Below are 13,699 nucleotides of genomic sequence, written 5' to 3'. Positions count from 1 at the left end.
CATCCACCTGGATGCCGTGCGCGCGCTGCCCGTGGCCTGGGTGGTGGCGGTCGGCTGGGTGCCATATGCGACATCCCGTCGCAGGCGGTCCCTGCCTCCCCCTTGACCAATGTCAAACCGGCCGCCGGCACGCGGGGGTATCTCTATGCAGGACCCGAACATGCCGGCGTTTCCGGCAGCCACAAGGACCCTGCAATGCACGACACCCCCGACAACAGCCAGCTCCTGAACGCCCTGCAGAAGGTCATGGTGATCTCCACCACTGACCTGCAGGGCAACATCACCTACGCCAATGATCTGTTCTGCACGCTCACCGGCTTCGCACGTGAAGAACTGATCGGCCAGCCGCACAGCATCGTGCGCCATCCGGATGTGCCCAAGGCCGTCTACAAGGACATGTGGGACACGATCAAGGCCGGCGGCATCTGGACCGGCATCGTGCCGAACCTGGGCAAGGGGGGCGTGCTCTATGTGGTCGACACCACCGTGCAGCCGCTGTTCGACGCCGAAGGCAACATCACCGCGTACATCAGCATCCGCCGCGTGGTGAACGACCTGATGCAGGACTTCGAGCAGGTCGAGTTCAGCAAGGAGAAATTCGACGACTTCTACGAGGCCGCGTGAACACCATCGCTGCCACACCGGTTCGCCGCCTGCTGGTGGGTTTCGCCTCCGAATCGGGCAATGCCCGCGCCCTGGCCCAGCGCCTGGGCGCGGACCCTGGCCTGCAAGCGCTCGCGCCGCAGGTGCTGCCGTTCAACGACATTGACGTTGCCAGCCTGGGCCAGGGCGATGTGCTGCTGGCGATCTCCAGTTCGTTCGGCGACGGCGAGCCGCCCGCCAACGGCGAACGCTTCTTCCAGAGCGTGTGCCAGACCGGGTCGCTGCCCGGCCTGCGCTACGCGGTGTTCGGCCTGGGCGACACCGGCTACCCTCGATTCTGCGGCTTCACCCGAGCGCTGGACGCGGCGCTGAGCGAACGCGAAGCGCAGCCGCTGCTGCGACGGGTCGACGCCGACCTCGGCTATGAACGGTTCTTCCAGCAGTGGCAGCCGGTGCTCCGCCAGGTGCTCGAGGGCGATGCCGCCGCCGGCCAGGACCTGCACCTGCAGGTTACCGCCTACGGTGACGACAATGCCTTCGCCGCGCCCATCGTCGAGCGCCACCGCGTCAACAGCAGTGATCCGGCCGCGTGGCACCTGCAGCTGGATATTGCCGGCAGTGGCATGGCCTACCGCGCCGGCGACACGGTGCACGTGCTGCCGGACCACGACCCTGCACTGCTGCAGGCCCTTGCCACCTGGTACGGCGACAATGCGGCCATCGCCATGCTGCAGGACCGCGAACTGCGGCTGCTGGGCAGGGGCGTGCTGCGCGAGCTGGCCAGGCTGGGCGACAGCGAGCGGTTGAAGTCGCTGCTGAAGGTCAGCCAGAAGCGCGAGCTGGATGCCTACCTGCACGGTCTGGACGTGCTGGATATCCTGCAGGACCACGCCAGCCCGGACCGCTTGCCGCTGGCCAGGCTGCGCGACATCCTGTCAGCGCGCCTGCCACGGGCCTACTCGATCGCCTCGCATCCCGGCAACGGCCAGCTGAGCCTGTGCATACGCGAAGTGCGCTACACCCTGCGCGGCCGCGAGCGTTCCGGTACCGCCACCGGCAGCCTGCTGCGGGGGGGCAGCCACGCCCGCGTGTACTGCCGCTCCAATCCCGGCTTCCATCTGGCCGACACCGGCAGCGCGCCCCTGCTGCTGATCGGCACCGGCACCGGCATCGCGCCGCTGATCGGCCTGGTGCAGCAGGTGCAGGCAAATGGCTGCGGACGCGAACTGCATCTTGTGTTCGGCGAGAAGCATTGCGAACACGATTACCTGTATCGCGAGCAGCTGCAGGACTGGCGTGCGCGCGGCGTGCTCGCCGGCCTGCATCCTGCCTTCTCGCGTGACGGAGCCGAAAAGATGTATGTGCAGCATGTGCTGCGGCAGCGCGCCCGCGAAGTAAGGCAGGTGTTGTCCCGCGGCGGGCACCTGTACCTGTGCGGCAACAAGCGCCACCTGGAAGACGCGGTGCGCGAGGCCATTGATGCCATTGGCGGCCAGGGGCATTGGGACCTGCTGCGCGGGGAGGGCCGCATTCACTGCGAGCTGTACTGACCCTGCATCGATTCGGCCGGCCGTGGCCCGGCACGAGCGCATGCATCAATCGCCGACGACCCGGCCGTCCGCCATGTGCGCGACCTGCTGGCCGAAGACGACGGCATCCTGAGGATCGTGGCTGATCAGCAGCAGCGGAATGCCGGTACTGTCCAGCACCGCCGCCAGCTCCTCGCGCAGGTGCTGGCGCAGGTCGTGGTCCAGTGCGGCGAACGGCTCGTCCAGCAGCAATGCCTGCGGTTGGGTCACCATGACCCGCGCCAGGGCCGTACGCTGACGCTGGCCGCCGGAGATCTGCGACGGCAGAAGATCCCCCACGTGGTCGATACGGAACGCCTGCAGCCACTGCTCGACGACGTCGAAGCGCTGGCCACGGCGTGGATTGAACCAGCTCCGCTGCAGCCCGAACGCCACGTTCTGGCGCACGCTCAGGTGGGGAAACAGCGCGTAGTCCTGGAACACGTACCCCAGGCGACGCCGCTGCGGTGGCAGGTCGACCCGCGCGTGGGAATCGAACAGCACCTGCCCCTGCAGCGTTACATGGCCCTGTCCGGGACGCAGCAGTCCGGCCACGGCCTTGAGCGTCAGGCTTTTGCCTGCCCCGGACGGGCCGAACACCACCACCTGGCGCTGCGTGCACTGCAGCGTGACGTCCAGTTCGAAGACCTGGCCCGCTGCCTGCATCCGGCGCTGCACCTTCAGGTCAAGCCACATCGCGCAGCTCCCTGCGATGCCCGCCCACCAGGCGTGCCGCCAGCAGCAGGATGACGATGCACACTACCGACGTCAGGATCACCAGCGCATTGGCCCTGCCGTCCTGCCCTGCCTGCACCGCCTCGTAGATGGCGATCGACAGCGTCTGCGTACGACCCGGGATGCTGCCGGCCACCATCAGCGTCGCGCCGAACTCACCCATCGCCCGGGCAAACGCCAGCAGGAGGCCGGCGAGAATGCCGCGCCAGGCCAGCGGCAGCGTGATGCGGAAGAACACCGCGGCCTCCGACACGCCGAGCGTGCGCGAGGCCTGCTCCAGCTGCCCGTCCACATCCTCGAACGCCGCGCGTGCCGGCTTGAACACCAGTGGCAGCGAAGCCACTGCCGCGGCGACCACCGCCGCCTGCCAGGTAAAGATCAGGTTGATGCCGAACCACGACTGCAACCACGCGCCGATGGGGCCGTTGCGCCCTATCAGCACCAGCAGGTAATAACCGAGCACCGTCGGCGGCAGCACCATCGGCAGGGTCAGCAGCGAATCCAGCAGTTCGCGGCCGGGGAAGCGCCGACGCGCCAGCAACGCCCCCAATCCAACGCCCAGCACCAGATTGATCGCCGTGGCCCAGCCGGCGACCTTCAGCGACAACCCCAGCGCGCTCCAGTCCAGGTCCATCCGTCAGGGCTTGCCGAACCCGTGCCTGGCCAGGATCGCCTGCCCTTGTGCCGACCGCACGAAGGTGGCGAAGCGCCTGGCTTCGGCTGGCTGCGTGCTGGCCCGGGTCACCGCCAGCGGATAGGCGATGCGTCCGGACACCGGCACTGCGAAGGCACGACGCACGCGGCCGGCCATGGCCTGTGCGTCGGTGGCGTAGACGAAACCGGCGTCCACTTCGCCCCGCGCCACGTAATCCAGCGACTGGCGCACGTTCTGCGTGGTGACGATCCTGCTCTGCACCGACGGCCACAGGCCCGCCGCTTCCAGCGCACCCTTGGCATAGCGGCCGACCGGCACGCTGTCCGGGTTGCCCAGCGCGAGGCGCCGCACGTCGGCACCCGCGAGATCCTTCAGGCTACGCGGCCCGCCCCGGGTCTGCGGCGGCACCACCACCCACAGCGCGTTCACCGCGAACACCTCGCGGGTACCGGCAGCCAGCAGGCCCTGCCGCTGTGCCTGATCCATGGTGACTTCGTCGGCCGAAGCAAACACATCGACCGGTGCGCCCCGGCTGATCTGCTGCAGCAGCACGCCGGAGGCGGCGAAGTTGAAATCGACCCGGGCGCCGGGATGGGCCTTCTCATAGGCGGCACCGAGTTCACGGAAGCTCTCGGTCAGGCTCGACGCCGCCGATACCGTCAGCCCGGCTGCGTACGCCGGCAGCGACGCCAGCATCCCCAGCAACATCAGTCCCGCTCGCATCATCTTCGGCTCCCCGCCAGATTCAGTTCGGATCGGATTCATCGGCCGATGCCAGCAATGCCAGGCGCTCGGGCTGCAACAACAGGATTTCCCGCTGCCTGACCGCGATGATCCCATCATCGCTCAGCCGGCGCAGCACGCGGCTGGCGGTTTCCGGTGCCATCCGCAGGTAATTGGCGATCTCGGTGCGTGCCATCGTCAGGTTGAACCGGGTGGCGGAGAACCCGCGGCGTGCGTAGCGCTCGGACATGTCCAGCAGGAACGCGGCCATCCGCTCTTCGGTGCGATGGTTGGCCGCCAGTAGGGCAACCTTGCCGATCTCCGCACTGAGCAGGCTGAACAGCCGCGCCTGCAGGCCCGGCATGCGGGTGGCCAGCAGGCTCAGCCTGGGGAATGAGATCCGGCACAGGTACACGGTATCCAGCGCCACGGCATTGCAGGGAAAGCGTGCCTCGTGGATCGCGTTCAGGCCGATCACCTCACCGGGCAGACTGAAACCGAGCACCTGCTCGTTGCCCTGGCTGTCATCGACAAACGTCTTGACCATGCCGGCACGCACCGCCGCGATCGAATCGAACGGCTCGCCGGCGCGGAAGATGTAGTCGCCCGCGTGGAACGGGCCGACATGGTCGACCAGCACATGCAGTTCGCCCAGCGCGGCCTTGTCATACCCCTGCGACATGCAGGCATCGGAGAATGCACAGGTACTGCAGAAGTGCAGCGCGTCGCCGTCATCGGCAGCGGCGGGGTTCGGCGTCGCCGCGCCCTGGCGAACCTGGGGGTACGGAGTGGAGAACATCACGGAATGCCTGGATGAAGGCCTTCATCATACGGCAGGCGTGCCACGGCCGGTCTCACGGCGGCGGACGCTGCCCCCGCCGCTGATGGCCGCGCTGGCGCATGCTGTCGCGCACATCCACGTCGAACTGAAGCTGCAACGAACTGTCATCATCCAGCGCGATGGAAAATTCCAGACCATCACGCGACGGCAGTCGTGCTGCGAGCGCCTGCACTGCATCGCGCGGCAGCACCAGCCGGCAGACCGTGCCACCGTCCAGCAGCACCGCCTGGTCGCCCCCATGCAGCGACAACGCGGTTCCCCACCCGCCCGTGCCACCAAACCGGGTCAGGTTCTCCAGCGAGTCACCGGCCAGCAGTGCTGCCAGTTCCTCTTCATCGACACGCAGGCGCATGGATTGCCGCTGCAGCTGGACTTTCATGTTGCGATGGACTCCCAGTCGGCCCCGGTATTGCAGTTGAGCAGCAAGGCACGCTCATTCTCAGGCAGCGGCAACGCCGTCGCCGCCAGCCGCTCCTGCAGGGCACGCAGCGAACGCCGCGCCTGTGGATCTTCGATCAAGGTCCGCAGGGCCCGCCGGCAATGATCATCGATCTGCAGACACATCGGCAATGGCTCGCCGGAGAACACGCTGCAGGCGGAAGGCACCCCGTGCAGCCGATGCAGCAGGGCGCCGGTCAACCTGGGCATGTCCACCGGCACCACCCACGCAACGGTATCGGGCATAGCCAGGGACACGCTGTAAAGCCCGCCCAGCGGGCCGCAGCGCGCGACCTGGTCGGGAATGCCATCGAAGGCCGGATAGTCACCGCTCACCCACACCCGCTGCGCACCGGCCTCGATCAACACGTCACGCATGTGCTCAAGCAGGGTGCGCCCGCGCCAGGGCAGCAGCGCCTTGTCGCGGCCCATGCGGCTGGACAGGCCTCCAGCCAGCACGATGCCGTCAATGGCCGTGCTCGTGGTCATGGCCATGTGTGGGCGTGCTGTCCGCATGGCACAGGCTGCAGCCCTCGCTCCAGGCGCTGTCGCCATCCTCGTAGTGTTCCTGCTTCCAGATCGGGCACTGGTGCTTCACTGCCTCGATCAGCTGCCGGCACGCGCGGAATGCTTCGTCCCGGTGCGGGCTGCCGGCGGCCACCACCACAGCCACATCGCCGATGCCCAGCCGCCCCCTGGCATGCGCCACATACAGCTTCAGGCGCGGCCCGAACGCCGCCTCCACCTCGGCCGCCAGGCGCTGGATTTCGTTCAGCACCAGCGGCTCGAACAGATCGTAGGTGATGCCCGTGACCACCCGGCCGACGTTCACGTCACGTACCTTGCCGATGAACACGTCGATACCGCCGAAACCCGGGTCGGACACCGCGGCGATCCCTTCTGCCGGGTCGATCGCGCCCTGCGCCCGGTCCACCACCTTCGCAATCGGCTTCGCGTCCATCGCTCAGCCCCCGCTCACCGGCGGCAGGATGGCCACGCGGCCATCCTCCGGCAGCACATCGTGATCGCGCAGCACGCGCTGCTGGTCGGCGAAGGCCGAATAGTCCAGCAGGCCAGCACGGAAACCGGGCCAACGCACCGGCAGCAGCTCGCGCAGCGCCTGGCGCAGGTCGGCCACGGTCGCACCCGACACCTCCAGCGTGATCTCCCGACGCTCATCCAGATCGGAGAACGCACCGAACAACTGCAACGTCACCTGTTTCATTCCCACTCCCTGCCCGTCAGCTGCACCGGGTCGGCGTGGCCCCAGCCCTGTACGCGCACGGCGCTGCCGGCCGGAACCAGATCGCCCTCGTCCTCCAGTACCACCCAGGCGTTGGCCTGCACCATGGACATCAGACGGAACGATTCCTGTCCGGACAGCACCCGCGCGCTCAGCTGGCCCTGCTCGTCCAGCTCCACCCGCGCACGGGCGTGGACGCGCAGGCCGGGTGGCTTGCGCACCATCGCCTGCAGGGGAAGCCGCAGCACCGGCTCCTGCGCCAGCCCCAGCAGCCGGCGCAGTACAGGCTCGACAAAGAACCGCTGCCCCACTGCCGCCGACACCGGGTTGCCCGGCAGGCCGAAATACAGCGCACCGTCGGGCAGTACCGCAAACAGCAGCGGCTTTCCCGGACGGATCGCCACTTTGTGGAACACGATTCGCGCCCCGCGCGCGCGCAGTGCGTCGGGCACGAAGTCGTAACGGCCCGCAGAGACCGCACCGGTACTGACCAGTACCCGCGCACCGGCCGCCAGTGCCTGGTCCAGCGCTGCATCGAACGCGGCCACATCATCACCGACGGTGCCCTGCCACACCACCTCAGCTCCGGCCGCGTGCAGCCGCCCGACCAGGTAGGGGCGGTTGCTGTCACGGATCTGCCCGGACTCCAGCGCCTGCGTCGCCTCGCTCACCAGCTCCTTGCCGGTGGCAATCACCGCCACCGCCGGTCGCGACATCACCACCACCTCGCCAACGCCAAGGGCGTGCAGCAGGGTCCGTGCGTTGATATCCACCCTCTGTCCCGCCCGCAGCACGCATTCGCCTTCGGCTACGTCCTCGCCCCGCAGGCGTACGTTCTGGCCCGGCCTGACCACGCTCTTCAGCGCGATCCGGGTCGGACGGCCCGCTTCGCTGGCGAGGATCTGCACGTTCTCGATCGGTACCACCGTGTCCAGGCCGCCCGGCATGCGCGCGCCGGTCATGATCTCCCAGGCGCCCTCGCCGCCTTCGGCATCGCCATCACCCGCCGCCTGCCAGCCCTGCACCGTGAATTCGGTACCCGACTCGAACGCCACCCCGTTGGCGCGCAGCGCAAAACCGTCCATCGCCGAATTGTCGAACGGCGGCAATGCCTGCCCGCTGTGGATGTCATTGGCCAGGGTGCGGCCTGCGGCCTCCTGCAGGGGCAGACGCTCGGCGGGAAGCGGCGTGGCCGCCTCCAGCAGGTGCTGCAGTGCTTCACTGTAGAGAATCACGCGTGGTCACCACCCTCGACCATCGCCAGGGCGTGGCCCAGCACCGGCGCCAGGATGTCCAGGCACTGCGCTGCCGCCTTCGGGCTGCCGGGCAGCGCGAACACCAGCATGCTGCCCAGTTGCACCACCTCGGCGCGGCTCAGCCAGGCCATCGGCGTGTGCTGCGCGCTCAGCGCCCGGACCATCTGCGCCAGCCCATGCACCGGCCGCGCGTTCAACGAACGCAGCGCCTCCGGGGTGAGGTCACGCGGGCCCAGACCGGTACCGCCAGTGCACAGGCACAGGCGCACGCCATCGGCGGCCAATGCCTGAAGGCGATCCGCCAACGGCTCGATGCCATCGGGCAGCACGTCGGCAGCCACCACCTCGCCGCCCAGCCTGTTCAGGCCGGCCACCAGGGTCGGGCCAGAAACATCCTCATAAGTACCTGCGCTGGCACGGTCGCTCAGGGTGATCACCGCGCAGGCCGCGCCTTCCAGGCCCTTCGGCGCACGCGGTCTGAAGCGCGCGCGCTCGGCATCATCCATGCCATCAGGATGCAGCCACAGGCCGCGCTTGCCGCCCTCCTTGAACAGCAGGCGGATACCTTCGATGCGCAGCGCCGGTTCCACCGGCTTGCTCAGGTCGTACAGGGTCAGCAACGCCGCGTTGACGCCGGCCAGCGCTTCCATCTCCACACCGGTACGCGCCTCGCTGGCACACTCGCACCAGACCCGGATGGCGTGCCGTTCCGGCACCGGCGCGCAGAACACCTGCACCAGCTCCAGCGGCAGCGGATGGCACAGTGGCATCAGCATCGACGCCATCTTCGCCCCCTGCAGGCCGGCGATCTCGGCCATGACCAGCGCATCGCCCTTCGGCAGGCGACGCTCGACGATCAACGGGTACGCCAGCGGACCGGCATGCAGCTCGCCCACCGCCACCGCTCGCCGGCGACTGATGCGCTTGTTGCGGACATCGGCCATATGGAATGCCGCGTTCAGTTCCCCACTCATCGTGCTGCTCATCCTCCGATGGAAGCCAGGTGCGGGGTCAGCCCGGTCCGGCCCTGGTGCAGGCCATGCCCGGCCGCTTTCAGGCCAAGCTGGGTGGTGATGCGCGCCAGCAGCGCGTCATGGTCGTCATCGTGCTGCAGCAGCGCGCGCAGCGGCACGCCGAAGTCGCCGAACAGGCACAGCCGCAGGTCTCCCCTGGCTGTTACCCGCAACCGGTTGCAGCCCTTGCAGAAATCGCGCGAGTACGGCGCGATGATGCCGATGCTGCCACGATGGTCCGGATGGCCGAACTCGCGCGCCGGGCCGGCATCGGCCGCCCGTGCACGCTCGCGCCAGCCGGCAGCCAGCAACTGCTCGATCACCCCGTCGGCACGCAGGTGATGCTGCTGGAAATAGGCTTCGTTGTCGCCGGTGCGCATCAGTTCGATGAAGCGCACGCTGAAGGGACGGTCGCGCAGGTACGCCATCCACTGCGGCAGCTCATCGTCGTTGAGGCCGCGCAGCAGCACCGCGTTGAGCTTGATCGACGGCAGCCCCAGCGCCTGCGCCAGGGCCAGGCCCTGCTCGATCTCCGGCAGGCGGTCATGCCCGGTGATCGCGGCAAAACGTTCGCGCCGCAGACTGTCCATGCTGACGTTCAGCGCCGTCAGGCCGGCGCGGTGCCAACCCGGCAGGCGACGCGGCAACTGCGTGCCGTTGGTGGTGATGGCCACTTTGCCGATACCCGGCACCGCCGCCACCGCCGCAATGATGTCATCAAGATCCTTGCGCAGGCTGGGCTCGCCACCGGTCAGCCGGATCTTGCTCATGCCCAGCGCCGCGAAGGCGCGGACCAGGCGGCTGATCTCCTCGACCTGCAGGAAGCGCGGGCGGCCATCGGCCTGGTACCCCTCCGGCAGGCAATAGCCACAACGGAAGTTGCAGGCTTCGGTCAACGACAGGCGCAGGTACGGAAAGCTGCGTCCGAAACCGTCGGTGAGTTGGCTCATGGCTGGTCCACCTTCTTGCTCCACCGTCCTGCCTGTCGGCGCATCACAGCATGCGGCCTGCGCTGCCACGGGAGTGTGACTGGGCCCATCATGAACGATTTCCGGCAGCGGGTGCACGCTGCCGGGCAACAGGAAGAGCCGCAGCCAGTGTCCGGATGGATGCGCGCCAGGCTGACCGCGCCGCCCACCGGGCCGGCGGTGGAGCGTCTACCTGCGGGCAGATCGTGTGCGCTTGCCGCCGTTGTGCTGCGCAGCCGCGCGGCTCTGTGCGAACTCGGGGAAGGTGTGCTCGATCGGGTCCACGTCCGGCAGGATGTAGAACACCCCGCCCCGCTCGAAGGTGGAACGGATGATGCGTTCGTAGAACTCCGGCGAGACGTTGATGCAGCCGTGGGTGACGCGGTTGTCGTCCGGCGACGGCGATGCCAGGCGCTCGACACGCCTCTCTGCTGGAACGCCGGTTGCGGTCGGATGGATGGAGACTGCGGACTCGTAGTCCACCCACAGCACCCGCCCTGCATCGATCGAAGGGCCGTAGCCGCCCACGAAGCGACCTGCAGGCGTGGTGCGGTCCCGTCCCGGAATGGCACGCAGGGCGAGACCCGCAACGCCGGGCGCGGTGTGGTCGCCGGTCGCTGAACCGAACAATGCAGGGGCCGCGCCGCGCAGCCGGCCGTCGCCACCGAACACCAGGATCTGCGCGGCAGCCTTGTCCATGACCGCGAACGGATAGCCTTGGCTGTCCTTGGACGCCACGACCCAGCCCGCCAGTTCGATCACGGTTTCGGAGACATCCTGGCCGGGTGGCAGTTCATCAACGGCGGCCGACGGCGGCGCGACGGCATCTTCCGCATTGACGACACCGACCACCAGGAACGCCAACGCCACTGCCAGAGCAGCGCGATGGGCATGGCGCGCAAGGGATGAGTGGGTATGGATGGGAGCATTCCTCGAAAGCTGTGTGACGGGAGGACACCAGTGGCCGCTGCGGCCACTGGGCCCCTGACTCGGATGTGCAGGCTACAGGCGGTCAGCCGCGCGGAGTGCGGCGAGGTGCCCGTTCAAGCTGCTGGACGCGGCCTTCGATCTGATCCAGACGCTGGTTGGCCTGCTGCGCCGACTGATTGGCCGACTCGGCGCTCTGCGCCGCACCCTGCACCTTCACATCAAGCTGGTCGAGCCGCGAGTTGATCGTTGCGAAATCGTCCTTGTAGGTGGCGCAGGCCCCAAGGCCTACGGTGGCGACAATCGCCACACCGAGCGTACGTGCCATCATCAGGTGCTGCTTGGTAAGAATCATTCCACTCCCTCCTTCGTCTGGGGTGTCTGGAATATAGCGGCGTTTCGGCACACTCTCCGATTGGCTTTCAGCTGCAGGTGGAAGACGTGGACGTCGCGTGAAGGCCCCGTCTCAACCGCGTCGCCAAGCCAATCCGGCGGCAATCGCCAAGGATGCCGCGATCACCAGCGAGGCCACCACGAACGCGGTGCGCACCTCCGCGGGCGTTGCCGTGTCAGGCGCGACGGCGAAGAACACACCGCCGACCAACGCCACCGACAGCGCCGCACTGAACTGCAGTGTCGCACTCACGACGCCTGCGGCCAGCCCGGCGTGGCGGGCATCCACATGGTCCACGCTCTGCTTCACCAGCGCCGGAAGCGCAATGCCCTGTCCCGCGCCGATCAGAAACAGCGGAAGCGGCAGCCACGATGGCATGTCCAGCAGCGCGAGCGTTGCGACCGCCAGCAGGCCCACAACCTCCATCACCATCCCATGCGATGCACCCTGTGCGGCCAGCCGCCGGAACGCCGAACCACACAGGGGCCCGAGAAGGAAACCCAGCCCCAACGGCAGGATCGCCAACCCCGCCGACGCGCTGCTGCGCCCCAGCGCGGACTGCTGATACACCGCGAAGACGAGAAAGAACGCAGCCAGCGCGTAGAAGAAGAATGTCGCTGACAGACTGCGCCTCAACCCGCGTGTCTGCAGCAGCGATGGCAATACCAGCGGCATCTGCCCACGCCCCACGCATCGCTGCTCATGCCTCCAGAACAACAGCAGCAGGGGGCCGCTTGCCAGCAGCAGTCCTACGCACCACCACGGCCACTGGCGCTGGCGGCCCTCGATGATCGGTACCACCAGCGCCAGCAACGACGCCGCCAGCGCCACCGCTCCGACAGCGTCCAGCCGTGCTCCCTGGCGGGCGCGCGACTCACGCAGCAGCACGAATGCAGCCGGCACCGCGGCTGCGATGATGGGAAGATTGATGAGGAACACGCTCCTCCACCCTGTCCCCCACAGATCGGCTGTCACAAGCACCCCTCCCAGCAGCTGCCCGCCCACCGATGCGAGGCCGAAGGTGGCGCCATACAGGCCAAGCGCACGGCGCTTCTCGCTGTCCGGGAACAGGGCATGGATCGATGCCAATGACTGCGGGGCCATCAGCGCGGCCGACATCCCCTGCAGCAGCCGTCCGGCCACCAGCACTTCAGCCGCAGGCGCCAGGCCGCACAGCGCCGATGCCAGGCCAAACCCCAGCATGCCTGCGATGAACACCCGTTTCCTGCCGTAGATGTCGCCCAGCCGGCCTCCCAGGATCAGGGTCACCGCGTAGGCCGTGGCGTAGACCGAGATGACCAGCTGCGAGACATCCGGGGGCGCGTGCAGATCGACACGGATGGCCGGCAACGCGACATTGACGATGAAGAAGTCGAGCGGCGGCAGCAGCGTGCCTGTCAGCAGTACAGCCAATGCCATCCAACGGCGCGGATCGGGCGACACGGGGCCCGCAGCGTCAGCCGGTAGATTCATGTCGTCCCCCCACTCAGCGCATGCCGCCTGAGGCAAGCAGGGTGTCGCCGCTCATCCATCGCGCATCATCGGAGGCGAGAAACGCAACGATCGGCGCCACGTCCAGTACCTGGCCTGTCCGGCCCAGTGGTGTCTGCGCCAGATTCCAGGCCTGGAACCCGGAATCGACGACACCCGCAGCATGTGTGCCCTCGGTCTCGATCAGGCCGGGATTGACCGCATTGACACGGATACCGCGCGGACCAAGCTCCCTGGACAACACGCCGGTGATGGCGTCCATCGCGCCCTTCGAACCGGTGTAGATGGCGCTGTCCACCGGCAGGATGCGGGTCACGAATGAACTGATGTTGATGATGCTTGCACCGGGCCGCAGATGGGGAACGGTGGCGGCAGTGACCAGCAGCGGGCCCAGCACATTGATGTCGAACTGGTGGCGATAGAGCGCCTCCGTGGTGTCCTCGATCTTCGCGAACCGGTACACGCCCGAGTTGTTCACCACCACATCCAGCCTGCCGAACGCATCCAGGGCCGTGGCCACCAGTGCATCGACCTCGCGTGCGTCACGCACGTCGGCGCGCACCGCCAGCGCCCGACCACCGGCGGCTTCGATATCGGCAACGACCCGTTCGGCGCCCTCCCGGCTCGAGGCGTAGTTGACGACGACGCTGGCGCCGTCGGCCGCCAGGCGGCGGGCAACCGCAGCGCCAATGCCCTTCGAAGCGCCGGTGACCAGCGCGACCTTGTCTTTCAGCGTGTTCATATCAAGCGGATCCAGTTCCAGGGGGAGGCGGTCAGTGCGACCGGGGCCCATGCTGGACCTTTCAAACTTGTATGTGGACTGACACTGATGCACATTCGTCGT

The 13,699-nt window shown here is 67.9% G+C and carries 17 protein-coding genes; 2 read left to right on the top strand and 15 right to left on the bottom strand.

Translation table 11 applies throughout. The features are described 5' to 3' along the window. The first annotated feature begins 195 nt into the window (after positions 1 to 195). Complete coding sequence (locus ACVOJ1_RS07145; protein ID WP_065176127.1) at positions 196 to 624, top strand: PAS domain-containing protein; 429 nt, start codon at positions 196 to 198, stop codon at positions 622 to 624. Continuing rightward, a complete protein-coding gene (locus ACVOJ1_RS07140; protein ID WP_346480212.1) occupies positions 621 to 2,153 on the top strand; it encodes a flavodoxin domain-containing protein in 1,533 nt (510 codons plus the stop codon). Before ACVOJ1_RS07145 ends, ACVOJ1_RS07140 begins: the two co-directional genes overlap by 4 nt. A 45-nt stretch (positions 2,154 to 2,198) precedes the next feature. On the opposite strand, the gene ACVOJ1_RS07135 is transcribed toward ACVOJ1_RS07140, so the two are convergent. From ACVOJ1_RS07135 to ACVOJ1_RS07065, 15 genes are all read right to left on the bottom strand, one after another. Continuing rightward, a complete protein-coding gene (locus tag ACVOJ1_RS07135; RefSeq protein WP_065183005.1) occupies positions 2,199 to 2,867 on the bottom strand; it encodes a sulfate/molybdate ABC transporter ATP-binding protein in 669 nt (222 codons plus the stop codon). Next, positions 2,857 to 3,540 carry a molybdate ABC transporter permease subunit gene (modB, locus tag ACVOJ1_RS07130; RefSeq protein WP_346480211.1) on the bottom strand — a complete coding sequence of 228 codons (684 nt, stop codon included), beginning with the start codon at positions 3,538 to 3,540 and terminating at the stop codon, positions 2,857 to 2,859. The genes ACVOJ1_RS07135 and modB overlap by 11 nt, the downstream gene beginning before the upstream one ends. Before the next feature lie 3 nt (positions 3,541 to 3,543). Beyond that, positions 3,544 to 4,287 (bottom strand): molybdate ABC transporter substrate-binding protein, encoded by a 744-nt coding sequence (gene modA, locus ACVOJ1_RS07125; RefSeq protein WP_346480210.1) that lies wholly within the window; start codon positions 4,285 to 4,287, stop codon positions 3,544 to 3,546. Between the two features lie 19 nt (positions 4,288 to 4,306). Next, a complete protein-coding gene (locus ACVOJ1_RS07120; protein WP_053519761.1) occupies positions 4,307 to 5,083 on the bottom strand; it encodes a helix-turn-helix domain-containing protein in 777 nt (258 codons plus the stop codon). 55 nt (positions 5,084 to 5,138) lie between these two features. After that, positions 5,139 to 5,504 (bottom strand): hypothetical protein, encoded by a 366-nt coding sequence (locus ACVOJ1_RS07115; protein ID WP_346480209.1) that lies wholly within the window; start codon positions 5,502 to 5,504, stop codon positions 5,139 to 5,141. Continuing rightward, positions 5,501 to 6,058 (bottom strand): molybdenum cofactor guanylyltransferase, encoded by a 558-nt coding sequence (gene mobA, locus ACVOJ1_RS07110; protein WP_346480208.1) that lies wholly within the window; start codon positions 6,056 to 6,058, stop codon positions 5,501 to 5,503. The genes ACVOJ1_RS07115 and mobA overlap by 4 nt, the downstream gene beginning before the upstream one ends. Further along, positions 6,030 to 6,524 carry a molybdenum cofactor biosynthesis protein MoaE gene (locus ACVOJ1_RS07105; RefSeq protein WP_346480207.1) on the bottom strand — a complete coding sequence of 165 codons (495 nt, stop codon included), beginning with the start codon at positions 6,522 to 6,524 and terminating at the stop codon, positions 6,030 to 6,032. Before ACVOJ1_RS07105 ends, mobA begins: the two co-directional genes overlap by 29 nt. Before the next feature lie 3 nt (positions 6,525 to 6,527). Continuing rightward, positions 6,528 to 6,788 (bottom strand): MoaD/ThiS family protein, encoded by a 261-nt coding sequence (locus ACVOJ1_RS07100; protein ID WP_164152877.1) that lies wholly within the window; start codon positions 6,786 to 6,788, stop codon positions 6,528 to 6,530. Continuing rightward, positions 6,785 to 8,041 carry a molybdopterin molybdotransferase MoeA gene (locus tag ACVOJ1_RS07095; RefSeq protein ID WP_346480206.1) on the bottom strand — a complete coding sequence of 419 codons (1,257 nt, stop codon included), beginning with the start codon at positions 8,039 to 8,041 and terminating at the stop codon, positions 6,785 to 6,787. The genes ACVOJ1_RS07100 and ACVOJ1_RS07095 overlap by 4 nt, the downstream gene beginning before the upstream one ends. Beyond that, positions 8,038 to 9,036 carry a bifunctional molybdenum cofactor biosynthesis protein MoaC/MoaB gene (gene moaCB, locus ACVOJ1_RS07090; RefSeq protein WP_053519767.1) on the bottom strand — a complete coding sequence of 333 codons (999 nt, stop codon included), beginning with the start codon at positions 9,034 to 9,036 and terminating at the stop codon, positions 8,038 to 8,040. Before moaCB ends, ACVOJ1_RS07095 begins: the two co-directional genes overlap by 4 nt. 8 nt (positions 9,037 to 9,044) lie before the next feature. Continuing rightward, entirely contained in the window at positions 9,045 to 10,025 is a 981-nt protein-coding gene (gene moaA, locus ACVOJ1_RS07085) for a GTP 3',8-cyclase MoaA (protein ID WP_277380740.1), read from the bottom strand. Between the two features lie 207 nt (positions 10,026 to 10,232). Next, positions 10,233 to 10,913 carry a L,D-transpeptidase gene (locus ACVOJ1_RS07080; RefSeq protein ID WP_346480205.1) on the bottom strand — a complete coding sequence of 227 codons (681 nt, stop codon included), beginning with the start codon at positions 10,911 to 10,913 and terminating at the stop codon, positions 10,233 to 10,235. Positions 10,914 to 11,055: 142 nt separating this feature from the next. Next, positions 11,056 to 11,325, bottom strand: coding sequence for a hypothetical protein (locus ACVOJ1_RS07075; protein ID WP_053519770.1), 270 nt, complete (start codon positions 11,323 to 11,325; stop codon positions 11,056 to 11,058). Positions 11,326 to 11,436: 111 nt separating this feature from the next. Continuing rightward, positions 11,437 to 12,783 (bottom strand): MFS transporter, encoded by a 1,347-nt coding sequence (locus tag ACVOJ1_RS07070; RefSeq protein ID WP_346480204.1) that lies wholly within the window; start codon positions 12,781 to 12,783, stop codon positions 11,437 to 11,439. Between the two features lie 67 nt (positions 12,784 to 12,850). Then, positions 12,851 to 13,597: a glucose 1-dehydrogenase gene (locus ACVOJ1_RS07065; protein ID WP_065183016.1), complete on the bottom strand. Its 747-nt coding sequence runs from the start codon at positions 13,595 to 13,597 to the stop codon at positions 12,851 to 12,853. Positions 13,598 to 13,699 lie beyond the last annotated feature (102 nt).

It is taken from the genome of Stenotrophomonas sp. STEN225 (assembly GCF_056756445.1).
The sequence above is the reverse complement of the archived record's forward strand: the minus strand, read 5'-3'. Positions and strand labels throughout refer to the sequence as shown.